Raw genomic sequence first — 26,570 nt, forward strand, 5'->3', positions numbered from 1 at the left:
ACGGAGGGGATTAAGTCGATTTAGGCACAAACGACTTAATTCCCTCAGCCCCTTTTCCCAGATGCCGGCCAGCGGCCGGCACTACCGTATGGCGGTCAATCGCCCGGAAGCGCGGTGTTGCGTACGGCACCCTTGTCGGCGCTGGTGGCCAGCAGTGCATAAGCCTTCAGCGCGCTGGTGACCTTGCGTGGGCGCGGTGCGCGCGGCTTCCAACCACGCGCATCGGCGTCGCTGCGGCGCTGGGCCAGCGTGGTCTCATCCAGCAGCAGGTCGATGCGGCGGGCCGGAATGTCGATGCGGATGCGGTCGCCATCTTCCACCAGGCCGATGACACCCCCGCTGGCGGCTTCCGGCGAGACATGGCCGATCGACAGGCCGGAGGTGCCGCCGGAGAAGCGGCCATCGGTGAGCAGTGCGCACTGTTTGCCCAGCCCCTTCGATTTCAGATAGCTGGTCGGGTACAGCATTTCCTGCATGCCGGGGCCGCCCTTCGGGCCTTCGTAGCGGATCACCACCACCTCGCCCGGCTGCACTTCGTCGGCGAGGATGCCGGCGACGGCGGCGTCCTGGCTTTCATAGACGCGCGCGGGGCCTTCGAACACATGGATCGACTCGTCCACGCCGGCGGTCTTCACCACGCAGCCATCCACGGCCAGGTTGCCGCGCAGCACGGCCAGCCCACCTTCCAGCGAATACGCATGCTGCAGCGAGCGGATGCAGCCCTCGGCGCGGTCTACGTCCAGCGTCGGCCAGCGCGTGGCCTGGCTGAAGGCCTCCTGGGTGGGGATGCCGGCCGGGCCGGCCTTGAAGAAGGTATGCAGGGTGTCGTTGTCGCTGCGCACCACGTCCCAGCGTTCCAGTGCTTCGGCCAGGCTGGCGCTGTGCACGGTCGGCACCGTGGTTTCGAGCAGGCCGGCGCGGTCCAGTTCACCGAGGATGCCGAACACACCGCCGGCGCGATGCACGTCCTCGATGTGGTACTTCGGCGTGTTCGGCGCCACTTTGCACAGCTGCGGGACGCGCCGCGACAGCGCGTCGATGTGGGTCAGGTTGAAGTCGACCTCCGCTTCCTGCGCGGCGGCCAGCAGGTGCAGGATGGTGTTGGTGGAGCCGCCCATGGCGATGTCGAGGGTCATCGCATTGGCAAACGCCGCCTGGGTGGCGATGCCGCGCGGCAGCGCGCTCGGGTCTTCGCCGCCATACCAGCGATGGCAGAGTTCGACGATCAGGCGGCCGGCACGGCGGAACAGCGCCTCACGGTCGGCGTGGGTGGCCAGCGTGGTGCCGTTGCCGGGCAATGACAGGCCCAGTGCTTCGGTCAGGCAGTTCATCGAGTTGGCGGTGAACATGCCCGAGCAGGAGCCGCAGGTGGGGCAGGCGCTGCGTTCGAACGCGGCCACCTTCTCGTCGGAAGCGCTGTCATCGGCAGCCACCACCATCGCATCGACCAGGTCCAGCTTGTGCTCGGACAGCTTGGTCTTGCCCGCTTCCATCGGTCCGCCGGAAACGAACACCACCGGGATGTTCAGGCGCAGCGCTGCCATCAGCATGCCGGGGGTGATCTTGTCGCAGTTGCTGATGCACACCAGCGCGTCGGCACAGTGCGCGTTGACCATGTACTCCACGGCGTCGGCGATGATCTCGCGGCTGGGCAGCGAATACAGCATGCCGTCGTGGCCCATCGCGATGCCGTCGTCCACGGCGATGGTGTTGAATTCCTTGGCGACGCCGCCGACCTGCTCGATCTCGCGCGCGACCAGCTGGCCGAGGTCCTTCAGGTGCACGTGGCCGGGCACGAACTGGGTGAAGGAGTTGGCGATGGCGATGATCGGCTTGTGGAAGTCTCCATCCTTCATGCCGGTGGCGCGCCACAGGGCGCGGGCGCCGGCCATGTTGCGGCCGGCGGTGGAGGTGCGGGAACGGTATTCGGGCATGGCTGGCGGAACGGGCGGGCCGTACGACGTGGGGGTCAGCCGATCATGGCCAATTTTTTCGGTTGCTGCTGCAACCACCTTCACCGCTTGCAGCGGCTTGGTGGTCCGCGCATTTCCCCTTATCCCCGCGCCTTCGGCGCGCCCCCCTTGAACAACAAGGGGGCTTCTTGCCGGAGACTTGGCTGCGCGCGCCGGGCATGACCGGGCGCCGCGGGATGTGTGCCAACCAAGGTTGGCACCTACCAGAGCGGTGCGTCGCCTGGGGTCGGATCCCATCGCGGCGCGATGGGCTCTGACCCCAATGCCGACGAAAATGAAAGTCCGTTCATCTTTCGGACTTTGCCGATTCCGGTTGCTGGCCCGGATTTGGCATCATTGGGGCATTGATCCGTCGACAGGGCATGAGGCCATGAAACGTTCCCGCACCACCGCGCTGCTGCTGATGAGCGCCGCGCCGCTGCTGTTCACCGCCTGCCAGAAGGAGCCGGAGGTGAAGGTGCAGGAAGGCCTGTACACGTCGGTCGAGGCCTGCACCGAGGCCACCGGCGATCCGTCGTCGTGCCGCAATGCCTTCGCCGAAGCGCAGAAGCAGGCCGCCGATGCGGCGCCGAAGTACGCCAGCAGGGAAGCCTGCGAGAAGGATTACAAGCCGGAGCAGTGCGTGCAGCAGCACACCTCGGCCGGTACCTCGTTCATCGGCCCGATGATGATGGGCTTCTTCATGTCGCAGATGCTGAGTAACCGCGGAGGCCTGGCACCGCAGGCACCGGCGTCGGCGCCGGCCTACCAGGACAAGAACGCGGGTTGGGCGCGCCCGGCACCGGGTGGCACTGGTGGCCTGAACACCGCCAGCGGCATCGGCGCGGGCAAGGCCGGCCTGGCCCCGGTCACCAGCGAACCGAACCGTGCGGTCACTGCCAGCCGTGGTGGCTTCGGCAACACCAGCGCGCGCCGCAGCAGCAGCGGCAGCTACGGCGGCTGATCGACCCATGCAGCGCATCCGGATTGCCGAGCGTGCCCAATGGCGGGCGCGCGCGGAAGAGGCGGGTTTCCGCTTCCACACCATCGACGGCCAGCCGTACTGGGACGAAAGCGCGTACTACGCGTTCACCCTGCGCCAGATCGAGCAGGACATCGAAGACCCCAGCGCCGAGCTGCACCAGATGGCGCTGGACCTGGTCGGCGATGTCATCGCCAGCGAACGGCTGATGGACCAGCTGGCGATTCCGTCGCATTACCGCGACTGGATCGCCGACAGCTGGCGCCAGCGCCAGCCGCATCTGTACGGTCGCCTGGACCTGGCCTACGACGGTACCGGTCCGGCCAAGCTGTACGAACTGAACTACGACACGCCGACCTCGCTGTTCGAGGCCAGCTTCTTCCAATGGCAGTGGCTGGAAGACCAGCGCAACGCCGGTCGCCTGCCGCAGCACGCCGACCAGTTCAACGCGATCCACGAAACGCTGGTCGAGCGTTTCGGCGAACTGGCCACGCAGCTGCCGCCGCCGCTGTATTTCAGTGCCGTGGGCAGCTCCGAAGAAGACCGCGGCACCGTCGACTATCTGCGCGACTGTGCATCGCAGGCCGGCCTGCATGGCCAGGCCATCGCCATCGAGGACATTGGCCTGTCCGAGGACGGCCGCTTCACCGCGCTGGACGATTCGGTGATCGGCACGCTGTTCAAGCTGTACCCGCTGGAAGACCTGATGGCCGAGGAATTCGGTCGCGCGCTGCCCGGTTCGGGCGTGCAGCTGCTGGAGCCGGCGTGGAAGGCGGTGTTGAGCAACAAGGGCATCCTGCCGCTGCTGTGGCAGCGTAACGTGGGCCATCCGAACCTGCTGGAAGCGCATTTCGATGACGGCAGCACGCTGGCGTCGGGCTGGGTGCGCAAGCCGCTGTTCTCGCGCGAAGGCGCGAACATCGAGATGCATCTGGCCGATGGCAGCACCCAGCGCAGCGACGGTCCCTACGATGGCCCGGCGATCATCCAGCGCGCCCATCCGCTCACCCGCTTCGAAGGCGGCTATCCGCTGATCGGCAGCTGGGTGGTGGGTGACCACGCCTGCGGCATTGGCATCCGCGAGGACGACAGCGCGATCACCCGTGACAGTGCGCGCTTCGTGCCGCATGCGATCGTTGACGAGGCGCCGACGCGGATCTACGTCTGATGACGGTGCGGCGTTGGCCTGGCCGGCATGGGCGTCCCACGCCCGTGCCGGGCCGGCATTTCGATGACGGGCGCAGCCTGCAGGCCTTCGCGGACCGCGTCGCGGTGCGTTGCCATCGCTGCGATACCCCCGGCTGGGTGGTCGCCAGCTGGAAACCCTACCGGTGGACCGCGCGATTCCGCTGCACCGGCTGCAGTTCTGCACTGGACAGTGGTGACTGGGTCGGTGCGGTCTACATGCTGGGCCGCCAACCTTGTGGATTCTGTGGGCATCAGTGGCTGCACGTGCGTCGTCGGGTTCCCGCTGGCATCCCTGCGCCGGCGTCCTTCGCTGCTCGATGTGCGCAATGTGATCGCAGTACCGATGTTTCGGTCTCGGTGCGTCCGTTGCGTGATGCCGAGCCTGCCGATCCGCACTTCGGATTGCCGCTGTGCCTGGTCGAACCGACCCGCGCAGGCCTGCTCTGGGCCTATAACGCTGAACATCTGCAGGCATTGCACGAGTACGCGAGCGCGACATTGCGCGAAAGCCGCGGCCATCACCGATCCATGTTCTCGCGCCTGCCGCAGTGGATGAAGCTGGCCCGCAACCGGGTGTTGCTGCAGCGCGCGGTGGAGCGATTGCAGCGGCGATTGTTGCAGGGGTAGTGCCGGCCGCTGGCCGGCAACCGCCGTTGGTAGATGCCGGCCCTGGTCGGCGCCGTGAGTTTCGTGCCAACCAAGGTAGGCACCCACCAGGGCGATGTGGCGGTTGTTACAGGGGGGGTAGTGCCGGCCGCTGGCCGGCAATCGTTCCTGGTATCAGAGCAACCCTTCGCGCTTCACCGCCAGATAGCGCTCCACCAGTGCACCGGGCAGGGCGTCGGCGGTCACGTCCAGAACCATCACCTTCTCGCTGCGCAGCGCTTCATGCGCTTTCGCGCGCTGCTGCAGGTACAGCGCCGCGGCGCCGGCCTGTGCCGCGTCCTCCAGCGACTGCACCTCATCATCGAGGACAGCATCCAGTTCGCGCTCGCGCAGGCTGGCCACGCACACCAGGTGGCGTTTCTGCAGCAGGCGCACCGCCGCCAGCAGGTCTTCGATGTCCTCATCGCGTACGTTGCTGACCAGCATCACCAGCGCGCGCCGGCGCTGGCGCAGCGACACTTCGGTGGCGGCGGCCAGGTAGTCGGTGGCCACCGCGCGCGGCTGCAGGTCGTAGCTGGCACGCAGCAGGTGCTCGACCGTGCCCATGCCACGCTGCGGTGCCACCCAGCGGCGCTCGCCACCGGTGGCGAACAGGCCGGCAGCATCGCCCTGGCGCAGCGCCAGGTAGGCCACCACCAGAGAGGCGTTCAATGCATGATCGAAGTGCGAGAGCCCGCCTTCGCTGGCCAGCATGCGGCGGCCACTGTCGAGCATCAGCAGCAGCTGCTGGTTCTTCTCGTCCTGGTACTCGCGCGAGACCAGCTTGCGCGCACGCGCGGTGGCCTTCCAGTCCAGCTGGCGCAGGCTGTCGCCGATGCGGTACTCGCGCATCTGGTGGAAGTCGGTGCCTTCACCGCGGCGGCGCTTCACGTGTGCACCGACCAGCCGCGAGGCCTGGTCGGCACTGAACAGGGCGAAGCGGGTGAGCGGTACGAAGTTCGGATAGACCCGCACGTCCAGCGCGGGAGGCAGCGTGCGTTGCTGCCACCACAGGCGCCATGGCGAGCGCATGCGCAGATGCACGCCGTCGAAGCGGAAGCGCCCACGCTGCAGCGGCTGCAGGTGGTAGTGCAGGGTGGAGGCGCTGCCGGGCTTCAGGCGCACGCGCTGCGGCAGCGATTCCAGCGGCCAGCCGCCGGGGACCAGGTCGAACACCTGCACCGTCATCGATGCGTCCGCCTGCAGCCGCAGCGCGGCCTCGCGGCGCACGCCCAGTGCCAGTGCTTCGGGCAGCTCACGCTGGATCTGCGGCGATGGACGCCGCGTCTGCCGCCACAGATCCATCAACGCTGGCACGGCAATCGCCACCGCGGCCAGCGCCCAGCTCCAGCGCGGCAGCATGCCGCCCAGCACCAGGCCACCCAGGGCGGCCCAGGCCAGCAGCAGCGCCAGCAGCAGCGGGGCCGGCCTCATCGGCGCGGTGCTTCCACCTTGGCCAGCAGTGCACCCAGCACGTCGTCGGCGTCCTGGCCTTCGATCTGCAGTTCCGGTGCCAGCGCGATGCGATGGCGCAGCGCGGGGCGCGCGATGTCGCGCACGTCGTCGGGGGTGACGAAGTCACGGCCGGCCAACACCGCCTGCGCGCGCGAGGCACGTACCAGCGCGATGCTGCCACGCGGGCCAGCGCCGACCGCGATACCCGGCCACTGCCTCGTGGCCGCCACAATCCGCACCGCGTAGTCGATCACTTCGTCATCGACGGTGATCGCCGCCGTGGCGCGCTGCAGTTCCAGCAGCTCACCGGCGCCGAGCACGCGCGGCACCTGGCTCAGGTCGAAATCGCTGGCGGCGCGGCCGCTGGTGATCGCGGTCACCATGCGCTTCTCGTCCTCCAGCTGCGGGTAGTCGATCAGCACCTTCAGCAGGAAGCGGTCCAGCTGCGCTTCCGGCAGCGGGTAGGTGCCTTCCTGTTCCAGCGGGTTCTGCGTGGCCAGCGCCATGAACGGCGGCGCCAGGGTGAAGGCCTTGCCTTCGATGGTCACCTGGCCTTCCTGCATCACTTCCAGCAGCGCCGACTGGGTCTTGGCCGGTGCGCGGTTGATCTCGTCGGCCAGCAGCAGGTTGGTGAACACCGGGCCACGACGGATCTTGAAGCTCTCGGTCTTCGGGTCGTACACCGCGTGGCCGCTGACGTCGCTGGGCATCAGGTCGGGGGTGAACTGCACGCGACCGTAGTCCAGCTCAAGTGCCTGGGCCAGCGCGCGCACCAGCAGGGTCTTGCCCAGCCCGGGCACGCCCTCGATCAGCACGTGGCCACCGGCCAGCAGGGCCACCAGGATCTGGTCCAGCACATCAGCCTGGCCGATGAAGGCGTGGCCGACGGCATCGCGGATGGCATCGACGCGTTCGATCAGGCGGGCGTTGGCGGCCGCCGGCAGCTCGGGGACTTCGGTCATAGCAGGGATCTCATCTGGAGCAGCAAGCGGATGCGCTCGCGCAGGGCGGAGGAATCGTGCGGCGGAGGGGGCGTGAGCGCGCTGGCAACGCGGCCTTGCGGCCACTTCAGCAGCTCGGCGATGGCCTGATCGCGCGGCGCGCCATCGAGTGCGGCGGCAACCGGTGCGCGCAGGCGCAGGCGGTGCAGGAACAGGGCGAGTACGGCCTCGTACAGGCGCGCGCCGTGGCCGAAACGCAGCAGCAGTTCGCCACTGGCGCGCACGTGCTCCAGCAGCGAACGGCGTTCCAGAACCGGCGACGGCAGCAGGCTGCCGAAGCGCTGCGAGCGGCCCCACAGCCAACCCAGCAGGGCCAGCAGCAACGGTGCCCACAGCGGCCAACCCTGATAGAACATGCGCGACCACAGCGACGGCGGGCGGCTGGCATAGACCAGCCAGACCGCACCCTTGCCGTAGTTCGGATCGAGCAGGTAGCGGGTCAGGTCGCGATGCGACGCGTCGTGCAGGCCGTCGCTGGCCTTGCCCCCTGCGGAGGCCAGGCGCGCCGCCGGTGAGTCCACCTCGCTGCGCATGAACTCCATGTCGGCCAGCACGCTCACCTTGCCCTGGCCATGGCGCAGGCGCGCGAACACCAGGTCGCGATCCGTGCCCCAGCGACGTTCGGCCTGCGCACTGGCGGCAAAACCCAGGGTGAAGCGACGGCCACCGCAGAATTCGACGTGGCCAGGATCGTCGTCGACATGGAACGGCTGGCAGTCGCTGCGCTGGAACAGGCTGTCCACGCCCAGCCGGTCCAGCAAGGGGCCCTGCGTGCTGCCGGCATCGTCCTCGGCCGGCGGCGGTGTACGTACCAGCAGGTGGCCGCCACCGTCGACCCAGTCCAGCAGCGCGCTGGCAACGGGCGGCGGCAGTTCGCTGCTGTCCTGCAGCAGCACCACCGTATCGTTCGGCCCCAGTGCCATCTGCTGCAGTTCCAGCCGTGGCCGCGAGTGCACGTCAATGCCATCGGCGCGCAGGGCCTGGCCGAGTACGTACAGCGGGTTGTAGGCGGCTTCGCCCTGTGGCGGCAGCCGGATCGTCTCGGTCACCCGTTCGTGCGTGCGCAGGTAGAGGATGGTCAGCGGTACACCGAACAGCACCAATGCACCGAGCAGCAGCGACCAGAACAGGCGCGGACTCATGCCTGCCACCCGTACTGCTGGCGCAGGGTATCGGCCAATGCATCGAAATCGGCGCGGCTGGGCAGGCGGCCACCGTAGGCGGCGTACTGCCACATGCGCACGATGCGCGCGAACAGGTCACGATCGGTGGCATCAGGCATGCGCCGCGACGCGCGCAGGCATTGCGCTTCGGTGGCACCAGGTGGAAGCGCGATACCGCTGCGCTCGCCCACCGTGCGCACACTGGCGCGGTACAGCAGGGCCAGCGCCTGCCGCGGCCGGCCCTGGTCCCAGAGCAGGCCAGCCTGGGTGGCCACGTCCGGCGGCAGCACCACCGGCAACTCCACCTGTTCCTCCAGCACCTTCGGTGCAGCGTCGGCCTTGCGCCGGCCACTGCCACGCAGCCATGGCAGCCACAGCCGCGCGGTCAGCAGCAGCACCAGCAGCAGGATGCCGAGCAGGCCCCACAGGCCCCATTCGGCCAGCCGTGCCAGCCAGGCGATGCCGTCCCTGCGCGCTTTGCGTTCACCTTTGCTGTTGGTGTCACGCTGCAGCTGCTTGTCTTCCTTCTTTTTTTCCTCGGCCTGCTCGATCGGCTTCCAGCGGGTGACCTCGCGGGTCGGGCGCTGCAGCGGGTCCTCATAGGCGCGGTTAACCGCTTGACGGAAACCGGCGGTGTCCACCGGCGTGCCACCGAAGATGGTGGCCGGCGTGTTGGCCGGGTCGATGGTCGGTTCATCGTCGTCGTCTTCGGCGGCGATGTTATTGGCGTTGGGCTTGCCCATTGCGCGCCCGGGCTCGGCATCTGCGTCCTGCGCATGCACCGGGGCGGAGACCAGCGGCAGTGCCAGGCACAGCAGCAGCGCCAGCGTCGATGCCGCCGGCAGCAGGCGATCGCGCAGGCGGCGCAGGGCGATTTCGACGTCCCAGGCTTCCATCTGCGTACGCCGGTTCAAGTACAGGCCAAAGCCCGCACCGACGAAGAACGGGCCGATCAGCGCCGAGGCCAGCCAGCAGGCCAGATTGAAACCGAAGCGTGCCCATGCCGGCGTGTCCTTGCCGATCATGTCCCACGCCGCACGCCAGGATTCGGACATCAGGTCCAGTGGCATGAACATGAACACTGCACCGATGGCACCAGATACCAGCACCGCTTCGAACGCCATGCAGGTCACGGTCAGCACTGTCGCCGCACCTGCGGCGCCGGCAGCCACCGCACGGCGGCGTGGACCGCGCTGGCCCGGTGCGTTGCCTTCCAGCAGGTTCACCGGCAGGCACAGGCTGCGCAGCACGCTGAAGCGACGCCAGCCCAGGTAGCCCCAGGAACCAGTGTTGCCCCAGTGGCGCTGCGCACGCAGGGCCGAAAGTGTGCTGACCGGTTCGCCGAAGATGCCGCGCGATAGCACATACAGCGGCGCACGCTCGAACAGTGGCTTGCACCACCACATCGCCAGCCAGGCCCAGCCGAAGGCATCCAGCCACCATCCCAGCGCGTTGAAGATCACGAACAACGGAGCACTGGCCAGCAGCCAGCTGCCCCACACGGCGCGCGCATGGCGGCGGGCGAGGGCACTGCCCAGCTCCATCGCTTCCCAGCCGCTGCGTGCACGCAGCACTACGTCCAGACGGTCAATGCGCATGGCCGCCTCCACGCCCGCCACGCCATAGCCACAGCAGCACGCCGGTCCAGAGCACTCCGGCGACGCCGAGCTTGGTCCATGCGGGGACTTCCGCGATCGACGACCAGAACGCTTCGATGAAGGCTGCGACCAGCAGCATGAACGCCACGCCCAGGCACAGCCGCGCACCGATGCGGCCACCGTCGACCAGCGCGTCCAGGCGGCTGCGCCGGCCCGGTGCCAGCAGCTTCATGCCCAGCTGCAGGCCGGCACCGCCGGCGATCACGATCGCGGTCAGCTCGAACGCGCCATGGCCGGCCACGAAGCGCCAGAATGGTCCACCGTGTCCGATGTGCTGCAGGTGGCCGGCCACCGCGCCGATGGTGACGCCGTTGAACAGCAGCACCAGCAGCGTACCCAGCCCGGCCAGCAGGCCGCTGGCGAAGGTGCGCAGGGCAATGCTGATGTTGTTGAGGATGTAGTGGCCGAACATCATCCAGTCGGTACCGCTGTCGCGGCCCAGTCGTTCGGCGGCAGGGTCGTACATGCGCTCCATCGCGGCGATCTGGCGGTTGTCCATCAACGTGTGGATCAGGTCCGGGTAGACCTGTACAAGCACGAAGCAGGCGATTGCCGGCAGCGCGAACATCGCCAGCGCCACCCACATGCTGCGTGCCTGGCTGCGCACGAGCAGCGGGAAGTCGGCCACGAGGAATTCCAGCGCGGCGCGCCAGCGCGTCGGCCGTGTGCGGTACAGCACACTGTGGCCCTGCTGCATCAGCTGCTGCAGGCGCTGGAGCAGCTGCGGGCTGTAACCGCGCTCGCGGGCCAGCGCCAGCTGCTGGCACAGGCGCCGGTAGCGCTGCGGGACGGCGGTATCGTCCAGTGCCAGGCCGCTGGCCTTGCGGCGCGCGCGGCGCGAGGCGCCGGCACGCAGCAGCAGCCACTGTTCCAGCTCCTGCCATTCCTGCTGGTAGCGGGCGACGAACTGTTCCTGTTTCATCGCCGCCCCAGCAGCCAGTTGGCCATGGCGTACAGGCGCAGCACGGCGACCTGGCCGTGGGTACCGGTCAGGGGCTCGGCAATGCCGGCCAGCTCCTGCTGGCGGGCCGCCGACAGCCGTGGCGCGCGCTCGGCGAAGGCCATCAGCGCGGCCTGTTCCTCCGGCCGCAGTGGCTGCGGCGGGGCCAGCACGCTGTCGATGGTAGGTGGCGGCGGCAGGTACAGCACAGGCGCGTGCACCACCACGGTGCCGGCCACCAGGTCGCCGAGGCGGCGGCCGTGCGGATCGAACAGGCTGCTGACCAGGCCCAGTGCATAGCCGAACGGCAGCATGTCCACCGTGCGCAGCAGGTTGCGGGTGATCGCCGCCATCCAGCCCACGGGCGCGCCATCGCGGGACAGCACGCGCAGGCCCAGCGCGCGCTTGCCCAGTGTGCGGCCCCACAGTGCCTCGCACACGATCGGGTAGACCCAGTAGACCAGGAACATCAGCACCAGGTTGAGGCCGGAGCCGAATTCGTCCAGCACCGCCAGCGGAATCGCCATCAGCACCAGTACCGCGATGCGCACGCCAAGATCGACCAGCCAGGCCATGGCCCGCGGCAGCGGTCCGGCTACCGGCAACTGAAGCAGCACACCCTCTGGCGTCACCACCTCACGGTAGGTATCGAGCATCGGTGCGGCCATCAGCGCGGTGGCCTTCGTTGTGGGCGCCGGAGTCCTCTCCGGCTGGCAACCACAGGCATGGGGGTCTCGACAGATCCTGGTCGGGCCCAGACTTTAGCAGAGCCGCGCGGCAGCGTTGGCTGCTCAGCCCCGGTATTCGTCCTTCAGCCGCACGTAGTGGTCGGCCGAGTACTGCAGCGACTCGATCTCCTTGTCGCTCAGCGTGCGTGCCGGCCGGGCAGGGTTGCCGACCCACAGCTCGCCTTCGCCCACCACCTTGCCGGGGCCGATCACCGCACCGGCGCCGACGAAGCCATGGCGCTCCACGCGGGCACCGTCGAGGATGCAGGCGCCCATGCCGATCAGGCTGTAATCGCCGATCGTGCAGGCGTGGATGATGCAGCCGTGGCCGACGGTCACGCCTTCGCCGATCAGGGTCGGGTAGCCGGCCTTGTTGTACGGGCTGTGGTGGCTGACGTGGATGATGGTGCCGTCCTGCACGTTGGTGCGTGCACCGATGCGTACGTAATTGACGTCACCGCGGATGACCGTGCCCGGCCACACCGACACGTCGTCGCCCAGTTCCACGTCGCCGATGATCGTGCACGACGGGTCGATGTACACGCGCTCGCCGAGAACGGGCATCTTGTCGCGGAAGGGGCGCAGCGGGTTCATCGGGGTTTCCGGAAATCAGGGCGTTCGCGACGATGATACCCGCGTGGTCCGCACGCCGCGTGCCTGCCGCGGGTAGTGCCGGCCGCTGGCCGGCAACCACGGAAATCCAGGCGTGCCGCGCGGTTGCCGGCCAGCGGCCGGCACTACCAGAGGCAGGTGCGGCTCTTCATTCAGGCGCGTGCTCGGCCAGCATCTGCCGGAACAGCTCATCCAGCCACGCAGCATCACCTCGTCCGGCGGGCAGCTGTGGCGCCTGCGCAGTCCGGATGGCCAGTTCACGATCGATGTAGTCGCTGATCGCCGCAATGCGCGGCCCGGCGGCGACCTCGGCGCTGGCCCGCTTGACCGCCAGCAGGGCATCGATGACTTCACGCACCGCACCGTCTGGCAGCAGCCGGTCCAGCAGATCCTCGAAGGCCATCGGCGGGGGTGTCTGTTCGTGCTCTATCCACTGGCAGGCCAGCAGTGGGCGCAGCACGTACAGGTACTTCTTGGTGCGCACCGTTTCGCCACGCAGGTAGCCGCGATGGTTCGAGCGCGCCATGTTGAAGTAGTGCCACCAGGTGCCCAGCGGTGAATGGAACGCTTTCGCTGCTTCCCACAACTGTGACACCGCCGCCTGATCCTGCTGGTAGACGATCGGCGAGCGCAGCCACTCGATCAGTGTCGGATTGGATTTTGAAACCAGTCGCAGTGCCTTGCGCAGGTCCCAGCCGCTCACGTCGAGCTCATCGTCGATCGGCAGTTCGATCACATCGCGCTGCGCTTCGCCGGGACCGGTGCTCTCGTTGACGCTGAGATACCAAGGCTGGCGATGCACGTAGATGAAGCGCGCGTCGTAGTCGCTGTCGGGCGAGGAAAAGCCCCAGCCGCGGCTGCCCGACTCGCACGCCAGCAGCACGCGTACGTCGTAGCGCTGTTCGATGTCAGCCAGGGTGGAAAGGATGGCGGCGCGCTTGTCCGGCGCGATCGGGTGGATGTCGTCCATGCAGTTGTGTTCGTAATGTCGAGCGTGCTCGACTGTAACGCAGGTGCGCACCGGTAGTGCCGGCCGCTGGCCGGCAACCACGGAAATCCAGGCGTACCGCGCGGTTGCCGGCCAGCGGCCGGCACTACCGGCTAGGGTTCGTAGCTGTAGCCCATGCCGTACACCGAACGGATCGGCTCGCCTTCCATGCCGGCGTCGGCCAGCTTGCGGCGCAGGTTGCGCACATGGCTGTCGACGGTGCGGTCGACCACCACGCGATGGTCCAGGTACAGCCGGTCGAGCAGTTCATCGCGCGCCCAGATCCGGCCCGGGGTGGCCAGCAGCGTGCGCAGCAGGCGGTACTCCACCGGCGTCAGGTCCAGGCCCTTGCCGTTCCAGGTGGCGCGTGCGGCCGGCTCGTCGATGTGCAGGCCACCGTTGGCGCGCGCACCCGGGTCCGGGCGGTAGCGGCGCAGCACCGCCATTACCCGCGCGACCACTTCGCGCGGACTGAACGGCTTGCAGATGTAGTCGTCGGCGCCGATCTCCAGGCCCAGCAGGCGGTCGATCTCTTCCACCCGTGCGGTGACCATGATGACCGGTACATCGCTGCTGGCACGCAGTTCGCGGCACAGGTCCACACCGTCGCGCTGCGGCAGCATCAGGTCCAGCAGCACCAGGTCGGGCTGGTAGCGCGCGAATGCGTCGATCACCTGGCCACCGTCGTCCACCCACTCGCTGGCCATGCCGGCGGCGGCCAGGTAGTCGCGCAGTACCGAGGCCAGGCGCGGCTCGTCCTCGACGATCAGGATCTTCGTGGACGTGGCGGGCGACGTGCTCATGCAGGCTCCGGCAGGCTGATGACCACGCGCAGCCCGCCCAGCGGCGAGGGCGCGGCGTGGATGACGCCGTGGTGGGCGAGGATGATGTTGTGGCTGATGGCCAGGCCCAGCCCGCTGCCGCCACTGGCGCGGTTGCGCGAACTTTCCACGCGGTAGAAGCGTTCGAACAGCAGTGCACACTTGTCGGGCGGAACGCCCGGCGCGGTGTCTTCCACGACCAGCTGCACGCCGGCAGGCACGCGCGCTGCCTGCACGCGTACGCGGCCACCGGCATGGGTGTAGCGCAGTGCGTTTTCCAGCAGGTTGGCCAGCACCTGCTGCAGGCGCCGTTCGTCACCGGACACCTGCAACGGCGTGGCGGGCAGGTCTTCTTCCAACGCCAGGCCTGCATTGGCGAAGCGCACGCGCATGCCATTGAGTTCGCTGCGCAGCAGCGCCACCAGGTCCAGTGGCGCGAAGCGGTACGCCAGGCCGCCGGACTGGGTCATCGACAGGTCGTGCAGGTCGTCGATCAGCTTGCCCAGCTGGCGGATCTCGCCCTGCAGGCCCACCAGGTTGGCCCGGTCCAGCGGACGGATGCCATCTTCGATCGCCTCCAGCTCGGCGCGCACCACGGCCAATGGCGTGCGCAGCTCATGCGAGATGTCGGCAATGAAGGCGCGGCGGTTGCGTTCGGTATCGTCCAGCGCCTGCGCCATCCGGTTGAAGTCGTTGACCAGCGCGTCCAGCTCATCGTCACTGGTGCGCTCGATGCGGGTGGCGTAGTCACCGGCGGCCAACCGGTGGGTGGCAGCGGCCAGCTTGGCAAGGCGCTGGCGCAGCGCACGCGATACCAGCCAGGCCAGCAGTACCGTCACCAGCAGTAGCGCGATGCCGATCACCCACCAGGCGCGCACCTGGGTGTTGTAGAAATTCAGGTCGTTGGTGGCGATGACGGTCTGGAACGGCACCATGCCCAGCCAACCGACGGTCTGCCCGTCCACCTGCACCGCATGCGGCTCGTCATCGCTGGTGGCGTCGGGGTTGCCGGCCACGAAACGGTGCTGCGCGTCGAACAGGCCCAGGCGCGACGGCACGCCGGTCTGGTCGGACAGCGACGGCACCGGTCCTTCGTGCCCATGGGCCAGGTCCGGGCGCAGCAGCCGCGCCCAGCGGTCGCCATCACCGTGCAGATGCTCCCAGCCACCGTGCTCGCGGTACTCGCGCTGCAGGTGTGGCATCAGCCGCTGCATGCGCAGGTCGCCCTGGTCGTTGAGGTAGTCCAGGAAGCCGGTCTGGAAGGCCACGCGGCTGGCAACACCGTTCACTGCCAGCACCAGCAGGCAGGCGGTGAAGATCGCGAGGAAGGTCTTCGCGGTCAGGCCGAATTTGAGTTGGAACTTCGCCATCGCGAAGGCCATTAGCGGCGCATGCGGCGCCGAAAGCAAGCGCCAGCTGAGCCCGTCGCACAATCTCCATATTCTCTGCACAGTTTCACGGCAGCGTGCACGGGTCAACGCAAGGCCCCCACGCCCCCCATGTCCCTCCTGCGCCCGCTGTCCCGTTCCCCGCGTCCCCTGCTGTTGCCCCTGCTGCTGGCCCTGGCGGCCTGTTCGGCGGGCAGGACCGATGCCCCGGCCATGCCCGAAGTGGGCGTCATCATCGCCCGCGCGCAGCCGCTGGCACTCCAGCAGACCTTGCCCGGCCGTGCCGTGCCGTTCGAGATCTCCGAGGTGCGGCCGCAGGTCGGCGGCCTGATCCGCCAGCGGTTGTTCACCGAAGGCCAGCAGGTCAAGGCAGGGCAGCTGCTGTACCAGGTCGACCCGGCACCGTACCAGGCGGCCTTCGATACCGCGCGCGGGCAGCTGGCGCAGGCCGAGGCTACCGTGTTGTCGGCACAGCCGAAGGCCGAGCGTACCCGCGCGCTGGTGAGCATGGATGCAGCCAGCAAGCAGGACGCCGACGATGCCACCTCGGCATTGAAGCAGGCGCAGGCCAACGTGATTGCCGCGCGCGCTGCATTGCAGGCTGCCCGCATCAACCTCGACTACACCCGGGTGACCGCCCCCATCGACGGCCGCATCGGCACCTCCAGCGTCACCGCCGGCGCGCTGGTCGCGGCCGGCCAGGATACGGCACTGGCCACCATCCAGCGGCTGGACCCGGTGTACCTGGATGTCACCCAGTCCAGCACGCAGATGCTGGCGCTGCGCAAGCAGCTCGATGCGGGCCTGGTGAAGGCCATCGATGGCAAGGCACAGGTAAAGGTGCTGCTGGAGGACGGCAGCACCTACGCGCATGAAGGCACCTTGGAGTTCGTCGGCAGCGCAGTGGATCCGGGCACCGGCAACGTGAAGCTGCGCGCGGTCATTCCGAACCCGGACGGCCTGCTGTTGCCGGGCATGTACCTGAAGGCGGTGCTGCCGATGGCCACCGACGCGCGTGCCCTGCTGGTGCCGCAGAAGGCGGTGGTGCGCAACGAACGCGGCGAACCGCTGCTGCGCCTGCTCGACGCCAAGGATCATGTGGTCGAGCGCCGCGTCAGCACCGGCCAGGTGGTCGGTAACCAGTGGCAGATCACCAGCGGCCTCAAGGCTGGCGAACGGGTGATCGTCAGCAACGGCAGCGCGGTATCGCTCGGCCAGCAGGTGAAAGCGGTGGCGGCCACGACGGCGCAGTTGGCGGCGATGCCGGCGGTCGATCCGAACGGCAACACCGACGAAAAGTCGCACTGAGGCCTGGCCCACATGGTTCGTTTCTTCATCGACCGGCCGATCTTCGCCTGGGTGATCGCCATCGCGGTCAGCCTGCTCGGCCTGCTCGCGATCCTGATCCTGCCGGTGGACCGCTACCCGCAGATCGCCCCGCCCACCATCACCATCCGCGCCACCTACACCGGCGCCTCGTCCCAGACCGTGGAAAACGCGGTCACCCAGGTCATCGAGCAGTCCCAGCAAAGCCTCGATCACCTGATGTACATGACCTCGACCAGTGCCTCCGACGGCTCGGCGCAGGTCAACCTGGTGTTCGCCACCGGTACCAATCCGGATACCGCGCAGGTGCAGGTGCAGAACCAGCTGCAGGCCGCCATGGCCACGCTGCCGCAGGCGGTGCAGCAGAACGGCCTGACCATCACCAAGTCCAGTGGTTCGATCTTCGAGGTGCTGTCGTTCACCAGCGAAGACGGCAGCATGGACAACTTCGATGTCGCCAACTTCATGGAAGCGCGCATCGATGACCAGATCAGCCGCGTCAGCGGTGTCGGCAACATCCAGCCGATCGGCCAGGAATACGCCATGCGCATCTGGCTGGATCCGGAGAAGATGCGCCAGTACGCGCTGATGCCGTCGGACATCGAGACCGCACTGCAGGCACAGAACACCGATGTCTCCGCCGGTGAGCTGGGTGGCCAGCCGGCGCTGAAGGGCCAGCAGCTCGACGCCACGGTAACCGCGCGCAGCCGCCTGCACACGCCCGAGCAGTTCGCGCAGGTGGTGCTCAAGGCCGATGCCAACGGCAGCGTGGTGCGTCTGGGCGACGTGGCGAAGATCGGCCTCGGGCCGGAAAGCTACGACAGCATCAGCACCTTCAATGGCAAGCCGTCGGCGTCGCTGGGCATTGAACTCAATGCCGGTGCCAACGCGATCGCCGTCTCCAAGGCCATCGATGCACGGCTTCAGCAGCTGCAGAAGTACTGGCCGCATGGCTACACCGCCCACGTGGCCTTCACCACCACGCCATTCGTGACCATTTCGCTGAAGGAAGTGGTGATCACCCTGATCGAAGCGATCATCCTGGTGGTGCTGGTGATGTACCTGTTCCTGCAGAACTGGCGCGCCACGCTGATCCCGACCATCGCGGTGCCGGTGGTGCTGCTGGGCACGTTCGGCGTGCTGGCTGCATTCGGGTATTCGATCAACACCCTGACCATGTTCGCACTGGTGCTGGCCATCGGCCTGCTGGTGGACGATGCCATCGTGGTGGTGGAGAACGTAGAGCGGGTGATGACCTTCGAAGGGCTGGCGCCGAAGCCGGCCACGCTGAAGGCGATGGGCCAGATCACCGGCGCGCTGGTCGGCATCGTGCTGGTGCTGACCGCGGTGTTCCTGCCGATGGCGTTCTTCAGCGGTGTAACCGGGGTGATCTATCGCCAGTTCTCGGTGACGATCGCCGCCGCGATGATCCTGTCGGTGCTGGTGGCGATGACCATCACCCCGGCACTGTGTGGCAGCATCCTGCACCAGATTCCCAAGGGCGGCCATCCGCATGGCGACCACGGTGGCGAGCCGAGCCTGCTGGGCAAGTTCTTCATCTGGTTCAACCACCGCTTCGAGCGTACCTCCAACGGCCTGCGTCACCGCGTGGATCGTTTCCTCGGCCGCCGCTCGCTGGGCGTGCTGTTCTACCTGGTGCTGAGCGTGGCCACCGGCCTGTTGCTGTGGCACCTGCCGGGCGCGTTCCTGCCCGATGAAGACCAGGGCATGCTCAACGCGCTGGTGAAGCTGCCGGCCGGTTCCACGCTGGAGCAGACGCGGGCGGTGATGGATCGTCTGAGTGCCGTCGCGGTGAAGGACGACGGCGTGCTCTCGATCCAGGCCACCGCCGGCTTCAGTGTTACCGGCAGCGGCCAGAACGTCGGCCAGGCCTTCATCCGCCTGAAGGACTGGGATGACCGCAAGGACGACGCCGATACCATCGCCGCACGCTTGACGCGGGCGATGGCCAGCGTGCCCGATGCGCAGGTGTTCATCACCTCGCCACCGGCCATCCTGGGCCTCGGCGATGCGGGTGGCTTCACCCTGGAACTGCAGGACGAAGGCGGTGCCGGCCATGCCGCCGCCGTGGCCGCGCGCAACACGCTGCTGAAAGAAGCCGCCAAGGACCCGAAGCTGGTCAACGTGCGCTACGCCAGCCTGGAAGACGCGCCGGTATACGCGGTGAAGGTGGACGACGCCAAGGCGCAGGCGATGGGCGTGAACCCGCAGGACGTCAATGACACCTTGAACGCGGCGTTGGGCGGCGACTTCGTCAACAACTTCATCTACAAGGGACGCATCAAGAAGGTGTTCATCCAGGGCACCGCCGAAGCACGCATGCAGCCGCAGGACATCGAGCGCTGGAGCGTGCGCAACCAGGCCGGGCAGATGGTGCCGCTGTCGTCGCTGATCAGCACGCATTGGACCAGTGCGCCGGCCGCACTGCAGCGCTACAACGGCGTATCAGCGATGGAAATCACCGGACAGCCGGCGCCGGGCGTCAGCTCCGGCGAGGCGATGGCCGAGATCGCGCGGCTGGCCGACACACTGCCGGAAGGCTTCAGCCATGCCTGGTCGGACATGGCCTACCAGGAACAGTTGTCGGGCAACCAGGCGCCAATGCTGTACGCCATCTCGCTGCTGTTCGTGTTCCTGTGCCTGGCCGCGCTGTATGAAAGCTGGGCGGTGCCGTTCGCGGTGATGCTGGCGGTGCCGGTGGGCGTGTTCGGTGCGGTGCTGATGATGAACCTGCGTGGCCTCAACAACGACGTGTACTTCCAGGTCGGCCTGCTGACCACGATTGGTCTGGCAGCGAAGAACGGCATCCTGATCGTCGAGTTCGCGCGCATCCTCGAACAGCAGGGCAGGGACACCCGCGACGCAATCCTGCAGGCGGTCTACCTGCGGCTGCGGCCGATCGTGATGACTTCGCTGGCGTTCCTGATGGGCGTGTTGCCGCTGGTGTTCGCCACCGGGGCCGGTTCGGCCGCGCGCCGTTCGCTGGGTACCGGCGTGGCCGGTGGTACGGTGGCCTCGATGGTGCTGGGCATGTTCTTCGTGCCGTTGTTCTACCTGCTGGTGCGCCGCCTGTTCCCGGGCCGCGCGTCGGCCGACGCCACTGTCCCGGAGACAAGCCCATGAAGCCGATGCTGCTGCGCGCCCTGGCGGCCGCAACGATGACCGCCGTGCTGGGCGGCTGCGTGAGCATGGCCCCGCACTACCAGCGACCCGAGGCGCCGGTGCCGGCACAGTTCGGCAATGCCGCCATCGGCGCGGCCGAACCGGCACTGGCGATGCCGGCCTGGCGCGACGTGTTCCTGGAACCGCGCCTGCAGCAGGTCATCGCGCTGGCGCTGCAGTACAACCGCGACCTGCGCGTGGCGGTGCTGCAGGTGGAGAAGGAGCGCGCGCAGTACCGCATCCAGCGCGCGGCACTGCTGCCGCCGGTGGATGCCAGCGGCAGTGTCACCCGTTCGCGGGTGAGCGATGCCAACAGCGAGACCGGCGTCACCCAGGTGACCGAATCCGATGCCGTGCAGGTGGGCATCAGCAGCTGGGAGCTGGACCTGTTCGGGCGTATCCGCAGCTTGAAGAACGAGGCGCTGCAGAACTGGCTGGCCAGCGCCGAGAACCAGCGCGCCGCGCGCACCAGCCTGGTGGCTGAAGTGGCGACGGCGTGGCTGGCGCTGGCGGCCGACGAGCAGTCGCTGGCATTCACGCAACAAACGCTGGACAGCCAGCAGCAGACCCTTCAGCGCACCGAGGCCCGTCATGCACAGGGGCTGGCCTCGGGCCTGGACCTGTCGCAGGTGCAGACCAGCGTGGAAGCCGCGCGCGGTGCGCTGGCGAAGCTGCAGGCCCAGCAGGCGCAGGATCGCGATGCATTGCAGCTGTTGGTGGGGGCACCGCTGGATCCGGCCCTGCTGCCAACCGCGCAGGCGCTGGGTGGCAGCGTCGCATTGGCGCCGCTGCCCGCCAACCTGCCGTCCAGCGTGTTGCTGCAGCGTCCGGACGTGCTGTCCGCCGAGCATGCATTGCAGGCAGCCAACGCCGATATCGGTGCCGCGCGCGCCGCATTCTTCCCGACGCTGGCGTTGACCGCCAACTACGGCCACAGTTCCACCGCGTTGTCGACGCTGTTCTCGGCCGGCACCCGTGGCTGGTCGTTCGCGCCCAGCATCACCGCGCCGATCTTCCATGCCGGTGCACTGAAGGCCTCGCTGGATGCCTCGAAGATCGGCAAGGACATCGGCATCGCGCAGTACGAGAAGGCGATCCAGCAGGCCTTCAGTGAGGTGGCCGATGCGCTGGCCACGCGCGATCACCTGACCGCGCAGCTGGACGCGCAACGCGCGTTGGTGGCTGACAGCCAGCGCAGCTACATCTTGGCCGATGCGCGCTACCGCACCGGACTGGATGGCTACCTGCAGTCGTTGGATGCGCAGCGCAGCCTGTATGCCGCGCAGCAGGACCTGATCGCCCTGCAGCAGCAGGAGGCGGGCAACCGGGTGACGCTGTTCAAGGTGTTGGGTGGCGGCGCCGACGCGCGGTAACGCGCCCGCCAATGTGGGTGTGTCTTCCGCTCCGGTAGGTGCCGACCTTGGTCGGCACAAATGCATGCAGCATCGCGATCTGATGATTCGTGCCGACCAGGGTCGGCACCCACCAGGGCAGACTCATGTGCCGACCCAGGTCGGCACCCACCAGAAGCAGGTGCGACCGCTTATGCCACGCGGCCGCGGCGCGCCCGCTCCAGATGCACCAGCAGCAGCGAGATCGCTGCCGGGGTCATGCCCGGGATGCGCTGCGCCTGGCCGATGGTCTGCGGGCGCACGCGCTCCAGCTTCTGCAGCGCTTCGGCCGACAGCCCGCGTACCGTCGCATAATCGAAGGCTTCAGCGATCGGCGTGGCTTCGTGCCGCTGCTGGCGCTCGATTTCCTCGCGCTGGCGATCCAGGTAGCCGGCGTACTTCACGCCGATCTCCACCTGCTCGGCCACCTTGGCGTCGGCCACGGCCGGGCCCAGCGACGGCACCTGCATCAGCTGCGCGTAATCCAGCTCGGGGCGCTTGATCAGGTCCAGCACATTGGTTTCGCGGCTGACCGCCACGCCCAGCGTGTCCTGTACCTCGCGGCCCAGCGCATTGGCCGGGGTCGCCCACAGTGCGCCCAGGCGCGCGCGCTCGGCGGCGACGGCAGCCTGCTTGGTCTCGAACGCGCTCCAGCGATGGTCATCCACCAGGCCCATTTCGCGGCCGGCGGGGGTCAGGCGCTGGTCGGCATTGTCCTCGCGCAGCTGCAGGCGGTATTCGGCGCGGCTGGTGAACATGCGGTAGGGCTCGTTGGTGCCGTGGGTGATCAGGTCATCCACCAGCACGCCCAGGTACGCCTCGTCGCGGCGCGGGCACCAGCCATCCAGTCCACGTACCTGGCGTGCGGCGTTGAGGCCGGCCAGCAGGCCCTGCGCGGCCGCTTCTTCATAGCCGGTGGTGCCGTTGATCTGGCCGGCGAAGAACAGGCCGTTGACCAGCTTGGTCTCCAGCGAGGCCTTCAGCCCGCGCGGATCGAAGAAGTCGTACTCGATCGCGTAGCCGGGGCGGGTGATGTGCGCGTTCTCGAAACCACGGATGCTGCGCACCATCTCCAGCTGCACGTCGAAGGGCAGCGAGGTGGAGATGCCGTTGGGGTAGATCTCGACGATGCCCAGGCCTTCGGGTTCGACGAAGATCTGGTGGCTGGCCTTCTCGGCGAAGCGCACCACCTTGTCCTCGATGGACGGGCAGTAGCGCGGGCCGATGCCTTCGATCTGGCCGCTGTACAGCGGCGAGCGATGCAGCGCGTCGCGGATGATCTGGTGGGTCTGTTCGGTGGTGTGGGTGATCCAGCAGCTGACCTGCTGCGGATGCTCGTCCACCGAGCCGAGGAAGGACATCACCGGGCGCGGCGAATCACCGGGCTGTTCGTCCATCACGCTGTAGTCCAGCGAGCGGCCATCGATGCGCGGCGGCGTGCCGGTCTTCAGGCGGTCCACCTGGAACGGGCGCTCGCGCAGGCGCGCGGCCAGCGTGGTGGCCGGCGGGTCGCCCATGCGGCCGGCGGCGTACTGGGTGGGGCCCACGTGGATCTTGCCGGCGAGGAAGGTACCGGCCGTCAGCACCACGGCCCCGGCGTCGAAACGCAGGCCGGTCTGGGTGATGACGCCGCGCACGGCGTCGCCTTCGATGACCAGATCGTCCACTGCGGCTTGGAACACGGTCAGGTTGGCCTGGCCTTCGACGATGGCGCGGATCGCCATGCGGTACAGGTTGCGATCGGCTTGGCAACGGGTGGCACGCACGGCCGGGCCCTTGGAGGCGTTCAACGTGCGCCACTGGATGCCGGCGCGGTCGGCGGCATGCGCCATCGCACCGCCCAGGGCGTCGATTTCCTTGACCAGGTGGCCCTTGCCGATGCCGCCGATGGCCGGGTTGCAGCTCATCGCGCCCACCGTTTCGATGTTGTGAGTCAGCAGCAGGGTGCGCACGCCGGTGCGGGCCGCGGCCAGCGCGGCTTCGGTGCCAGCGTGGCCACCGCCGATGACGATGACGTCGTAACGATGGAAGGACGGATTCATGGGGGCTGTTCAGCTGGGGGCGGGCGCGGCCGGGGGGCGGCGCCGGGGTGGCGATTTTAGCGCCATTCGGGTCCGGGACGTCGGCACCGGTCGGCCGGCGCCGAAATCAGCCCTAAAGTTGGCAGGATTTTTGCAGATAACCCAATAGCACCCACCGTGGCTGGCGCCGTAGGCGCCCGTGACCGGAATTGGAACAGGGGCCGGTACAGGCGCACGGTGGGGGAGCAGAGGGCCGGCAGTCGGGGGACTGTCCGGCCCTGTTTTTTTGGGGTGCCGGGAAAGGCCCTGTCCACGCATGGCGTGGATCTACTGACGCTGGGTCTCTCGCCGGTTGGCGGCCCGGCAAAACAAACGGCCCCGCATTGCGGGGCCGTCTGCCTTCAGAGGTGCCGACATCCGACAGGGCCGGAACAGGGGGGATCCAGATGTTCCTGTCGGATATCGACGTAGAGCTTTTTGCGGCGGCCCGTGTCGTTTTTGTCACTTTGTGACGCGGGCCGTCACTGTCCGCGTAGATTGCGGCTTGGACCGTGTGAAATGCAAGACGGTTCAGCGCTCAACTGTGCGCTGCGTCGCACGATCCATGTTGCGCCAGGGGGAACCGTTCATCCTCGGCGCACTCGGTGCCGGGGACGGGCGGGCCTGCGGCGCGGGCGACGGCGGCTGCATGTTCGATTGCGGCGGGCGGCGCATCGAATCCATGTTCCGCCACGGGGAACCGCCGTTGTACGACGGCCGCGGCGGCGGCGGCGGACGGTTCTCGCCACCGTTGCCGGGCGGACGCGGCGGCGGGCGGTGGTTGTGCGGCGGGCGGTAGATCGGGCGCGAGTAGTACGGGTTGCCATAGCCGCCGTAGTAGCCGCCATAGCCACCGTAGTACGGGTAGCCGTAGTTGTAGGGATAGCCGGCCGGGTAGCGGTACTCCACCGACGGCGCGCCGTGGTAGTAGCCGCCACCGCGGCCACCGCCTACATAATCGTAGGTGGTGCAGCCAGTCAGGCCCAACAACAGGCCACCGGCAAGCAACAGGCGCATTTTCATGGTGGGTCCCCCCAGAGGACGGATGTGCAGCCAGCTTCGTGCGCGGGCATTGAATCGGCCCTTAATTCGGCTGGCCAGGATGAATGGAGGCGTAGGCCTGCATGCTGGCATGACCTGTGCCCCGGTCGCCAGCGCGGGGGCATACGTTAATCTTGCGTCATGAGCGATTCACTGTTGCCCCGCGCCGATGATGTCCTGCTTGCTGCTGCGAGGATTGCCCCGCATGCCAGCGTGACCCCGGTGCTGCGCTCGCGCACCCTCGATGCAATGACCGGCGCGCAGTTGGCCTTCAAGGCCGAGCACCTGCAGCGTGGTGGCGCATTCAAGTTCCGTGGTGCCTGCAATGCGGTGTGGTCGCTGGATGCCGATCGCGCCAGTGCTGGCGTGGTGACCCATTCCTCCGGCAACCACGGCGCCGCGCTGGCCCTGGCCGCACGCACCCGGGGCATCCCCTGCCATGTGGTGGTGCCGGAGGGGGCGGTGGCCGCCAAGCTGGCCAACATCGCCCGCCACGGCGCCACGCTCTGGCGCTGCCCGCCGACCATCGCCGACCGCGAGGCCACCTGCGCCAGGGTGCAGGCCGATACCGGCGCAACCCTGGTGCATCCCTATACGAACCCGGCGGTGATGGCCGGGCAGGGCACCGCGGCCCTGGAACTGCTGCACAGCGACGGCCCGTTCGACGCGCTGGTGGTGCCGGTGGGCGGCGGTGGCCTGGCCAGCGGTACCGCGCTGGCCCTGCAGCATGCCAGTCCGCAGACCCGGCTGATCCTGGCCGAGCCGGCCGGCGCCGATGACACCGCGCGCTCGCTGGCCATCGGCGAGCGCCAGGGTGCGTTCACCCCGGACACCATCTGCGATGGCCTGCGTACTCTGATCGGCGCGCCCAATTTCGAGTTGCTGCGCGCCGCCGGTGCCGAGGCGATCGTGGTCGATGACGCCGCGACGCTGGCGGCGATGCGCCTGCTGTGGGACGTGCTCAAGCAGGTGGTGGAGCCCTCTTCGGCCACCGTGCTGGCTGCGGTGCTGGCGCAGCCGCAGCGCTTCGCCGGCCTGCGCGTGGGCCTGGTGTTGTCCGGCGGCAACGTCGACCTGCCAGCGCTGCGCTGGGGGGCGGCGTGAGCCGCGGGCGGCACCGCGAACGCACCGGCCTGCTGGGCTGGTTGTGGCGGCTGTTCGTGCTGCTGGTGATCTGGCTGCTGGGCGTGACCGCCTGGATCGTCTGGGTGGGTGAACGCGACCAGGCCGCCAAGGCCGACGCCATCATCGTGCTGGGTGCGGCCGCCTATGACGCCAAGCCGTCACCGGTGTTCGAAGAACGCATCCGCCACGGGCTGGATCTGTATGAAGCACGCTATGCGCCGCTGCTGATCTTCACCGGTGGCTATGGCGGCACCGGTGCGCGCTTCTCCGAGTCGCAGGTGGCGCGGCGCTACGCGCTGAAGCATGGCGTGCCGGACGATGCGATCCTGATCGAAACCGCTTCGCGCAATACCGTGCAGAACCTGGTTGAAGCCAAGCGGCTGATGGACCAGCGCGGCCTGCACCGGGTGATCGTCGTCAGCGATCCGCTGCACATGGCGCGCGCGCTGCGCCTGAGCAAGGCGCTCGGCATCGATGCGCTGGCCTCGTCCACGCCCAGCACGCGCTTCCGCAGCTTCCATACCAGCTGGCGCTTCCTGGTGCAGGAAATCTATTTCTTCCACCGCGACCTGGTGCGCCCGCCGTTGAGTTCGCCGGCCAATACCTGAGGGCGGAAGCCTGCGTTGGGCGCGGCGTCGCATTGGGTAGTGCCGGCCGCTGGCCGGCAGATGCCCACCATGGAATCGTGAGGTTGCCGGCCAGCGGCCGGCACTACCAGACGATCAGGTCTGCTTGCGGCGGATCGGAATCGCCGACACCGCTCGGAACTGGTAGGTGCCAACCTTGGTTGGGACCATCTGTCAGATCGCGATGCTGCCGGCACTGTGCCGACCAAGGGCGGCACCCACCAGAGCGATTCGCGTATGGCGTCGCATTGGGTAGTGCCGGCCGCTGGCCGGCAGATGCCCACCATGGAATCGTGA

21 protein-coding genes are annotated in these 26,570 nt (G+C 68.1%); 8 read left to right on the forward strand and 13 right to left on the reverse strand.

Annotated features, from left to right (window positions below):
• Nucleotides 1–95: 95 nt before the first annotated feature.
• Nucleotides 96–1,934, reverse strand: a complete 1,839-nt coding sequence (gene ilvD / locus AC5P8Y_RS18085) for a dihydroxy-acid dehydratase (RefSeq protein WP_495202119.1) — start codon at nt 1,932–1,934, stop codon at nt 96–98.
• Between the two features lie 409 nt (nt 1,935–2,343).
• Here ilvD and AC5P8Y_RS18090 point away from each other — a divergent pair, with 409 nt between their 5' ends.
• Genes AC5P8Y_RS18090 through AC5P8Y_RS18100 form a run of 3 tightly spaced genes read left to right on the forward strand, consistent with a single transcriptional unit; the run spans nt 2,344 to nt 4,749 of the window.
• On the forward strand, nt 2,344–2,916 hold the full coding sequence (locus tag AC5P8Y_RS18090) for a DUF1190 domain-containing protein (protein WP_005411539.1): 573 nt from the start codon (nt 2,344–2,346) through the stop codon (nt 2,914–2,916).
• A 7-nt stretch (nt 2,917–2,923) separates the two neighbouring features.
• The gene (locus tag AC5P8Y_RS18095; RefSeq protein WP_012481554.1) at nt 2,924–4,102 is read left to right on the forward strand and encodes a glutathionylspermidine synthase family protein; all 1,179 of its coding nucleotides are present in this window, start codon (nt 2,924–2,926) and stop codon (nt 4,100–4,102) included.
• Nucleotides 4,102–4,749 carry a hypothetical protein gene (locus AC5P8Y_RS18100; RefSeq protein WP_049403677.1) on the forward strand — a complete coding sequence of 216 codons (648 nt, stop codon included), beginning with the start codon at nt 4,102–4,104 and terminating at the stop codon, nt 4,747–4,749. The genes AC5P8Y_RS18095 and AC5P8Y_RS18100 overlap by 1 nt, the downstream gene beginning before the upstream one ends.
• A 153-nt stretch (nt 4,750–4,902) precedes the next feature.
• Here the strand turns inward: AC5P8Y_RS18100 and AC5P8Y_RS18105 are convergent, their stop codons facing one another.
• The 10 genes from AC5P8Y_RS18105 to baeS form a co-directional block, all read right to left on the reverse strand.
• Nucleotides 4,903–6,201, reverse strand: a complete 1,299-nt coding sequence (locus AC5P8Y_RS18105) for a DUF58 domain-containing protein (protein ID WP_049403678.1) — start codon at nt 6,199–6,201, stop codon at nt 4,903–4,905.
• Nucleotides 6,198–7,184: an AAA family ATPase gene (locus AC5P8Y_RS18110; protein WP_033833772.1), complete on the reverse strand. Its 987-nt coding sequence runs from the start codon at nt 7,182–7,184 to the stop codon at nt 6,198–6,200. The genes AC5P8Y_RS18105 and AC5P8Y_RS18110 overlap by 4 nt, the downstream gene beginning before the upstream one ends.
• Nucleotides 7,181–8,365: a DUF4350 domain-containing protein gene (locus tag AC5P8Y_RS18115; RefSeq protein WP_033833771.1), complete on the reverse strand. Its 1,185-nt coding sequence runs from the start codon at nt 8,363–8,365 to the stop codon at nt 7,181–7,183. The genes AC5P8Y_RS18110 and AC5P8Y_RS18115 overlap by 4 nt, the downstream gene beginning before the upstream one ends.
• Entirely contained in the window at nt 8,362–9,984 is a 1,623-nt protein-coding gene (locus tag AC5P8Y_RS18120; RefSeq protein ID WP_049403685.1) for a DUF4129 domain-containing protein, read from the reverse strand. The genes AC5P8Y_RS18115 and AC5P8Y_RS18120 overlap by 4 nt, the downstream gene beginning before the upstream one ends.
• Nucleotides 9,974–10,966 carry a stage II sporulation protein M gene (locus AC5P8Y_RS18125; protein WP_495202120.1) on the reverse strand — a complete coding sequence of 331 codons (993 nt, stop codon included), beginning with the start codon at nt 10,964–10,966 and terminating at the stop codon, nt 9,974–9,976. Before AC5P8Y_RS18125 ends, AC5P8Y_RS18120 begins: the two co-directional genes overlap by 11 nt.
• Nucleotides 10,963–11,652 carry an RDD family protein gene (locus tag AC5P8Y_RS18130; protein WP_005414811.1) on the reverse strand — a complete coding sequence of 230 codons (690 nt, stop codon included), beginning with the start codon at nt 11,650–11,652 and terminating at the stop codon, nt 10,963–10,965. The genes AC5P8Y_RS18125 and AC5P8Y_RS18130 overlap by 4 nt, the downstream gene beginning before the upstream one ends.
• Before the next feature lie 123 nt (nt 11,653–11,775).
• Nucleotides 11,776–12,306 carry a gamma carbonic anhydrase family protein gene (locus AC5P8Y_RS18135; protein ID WP_033833769.1) on the reverse strand — a complete coding sequence of 177 codons (531 nt, stop codon included), beginning with the start codon at nt 12,304–12,306 and terminating at the stop codon, nt 11,776–11,778.
• A 166-nt stretch (nt 12,307–12,472) separates the two neighbouring features.
• The gene (locus tag AC5P8Y_RS18140; RefSeq protein WP_005414810.1) at nt 12,473–13,294 is read right to left on the reverse strand and encodes a nucleotidyltransferase domain-containing protein; all 822 of its coding nucleotides are present in this window, start codon (nt 13,292–13,294) and stop codon (nt 12,473–12,475) included.
• A 131-nt stretch (nt 13,295–13,425) separates the two neighbouring features.
• Nucleotides 13,426–14,115 carry a response regulator gene (locus AC5P8Y_RS18145; RefSeq protein WP_005414809.1) on the reverse strand — a complete coding sequence of 230 codons (690 nt, stop codon included), beginning with the start codon at nt 14,113–14,115 and terminating at the stop codon, nt 13,426–13,428.
• A complete protein-coding gene (gene baeS / locus AC5P8Y_RS18150) occupies nt 14,112–15,515 on the reverse strand; it encodes a sensor histidine kinase efflux regulator BaeS (RefSeq protein WP_033833768.1) in 1,404 nt (467 codons plus the stop codon). Before baeS ends, AC5P8Y_RS18145 begins: the two co-directional genes overlap by 4 nt.
• A 117-nt stretch (nt 15,516–15,632) precedes the next feature.
• On the opposite strand from baeS, the gene smeA reads away from it, so the two are divergent.
• Genes smeA through smeC form a run of 3 tightly spaced genes read left to right on the forward strand, consistent with a single transcriptional unit; the run spans nt 15,633 to nt 21,403 of the window.
• Complete coding sequence (gene smeA / locus AC5P8Y_RS18155; protein WP_049403680.1) at nt 15,633–16,829, forward strand: multidrug efflux RND transporter periplasmic adaptor subunit SmeA; 1,197 nt, start codon at nt 15,633–15,635, stop codon at nt 16,827–16,829.
• Nucleotides 16,830–16,841: 12 nt separating this feature from the next.
• Complete coding sequence (smeB, locus tag AC5P8Y_RS18160; protein ID WP_033833766.1) at nt 16,842–19,991, forward strand: multidrug efflux RND transporter permease subunit SmeB; 3,150 nt, start codon at nt 16,842–16,844, stop codon at nt 19,989–19,991.
• A complete protein-coding gene (gene smeC, locus AC5P8Y_RS18165) occupies nt 19,988–21,403 on the forward strand; it encodes a multidrug efflux transporter outer membrane subunit SmeC (protein WP_111188128.1) in 1,416 nt (471 codons plus the stop codon). Before smeB ends, smeC begins: the two co-directional genes overlap by 4 nt.
• A gap of 170 nt (nt 21,404–21,573) precedes the next feature.
• On the opposite strand, the gene mnmG is transcribed toward smeC, so the two are convergent.
• On the reverse strand, nt 21,574–23,463 hold the full coding sequence (gene mnmG / locus AC5P8Y_RS18170; RefSeq protein ID WP_049403682.1) for a tRNA uridine-5-carboxymethylaminomethyl(34) synthesis enzyme MnmG: 1,890 nt from the start codon (nt 23,461–23,463) through the stop codon (nt 21,574–21,576).
• Nucleotides 23,464–24,012: 549 nt separating this feature from the next.
• Nucleotides 24,013–24,504 carry a hypothetical protein gene (locus AC5P8Y_RS18175; RefSeq protein ID WP_005411522.1) on the reverse strand — a complete coding sequence of 164 codons (492 nt, stop codon included), beginning with the start codon at nt 24,502–24,504 and terminating at the stop codon, nt 24,013–24,015.
• A 159-nt stretch (nt 24,505–24,663) separates the two neighbouring features.
• Here AC5P8Y_RS18175 and AC5P8Y_RS18180 point away from each other — a divergent pair, with 159 nt between their 5' ends.
• Together AC5P8Y_RS18180 and AC5P8Y_RS18185 are read left to right on the forward strand one after the other, a co-directional pair.
• Nucleotides 24,664–25,626 (forward strand): pyridoxal-phosphate dependent enzyme, encoded by a 963-nt coding sequence (locus AC5P8Y_RS18180; RefSeq protein WP_033833763.1) that lies wholly within the window; start codon nt 24,664–24,666, stop codon nt 25,624–25,626.
• Entirely contained in the window at nt 25,611–26,255 is a 645-nt protein-coding gene (locus AC5P8Y_RS18185; protein ID WP_024958800.1) for a YdcF family protein, read from the forward strand. Before AC5P8Y_RS18180 ends, AC5P8Y_RS18185 begins: the two co-directional genes overlap by 16 nt.
• The last annotated feature ends 315 nt before the right edge of the window (nt 26,256–26,570 follow it).

The sequence above is a fragment of the Stenotrophomonas sp. YJH_SMC_12-1 genome (genome assembly GCF_059370935.1).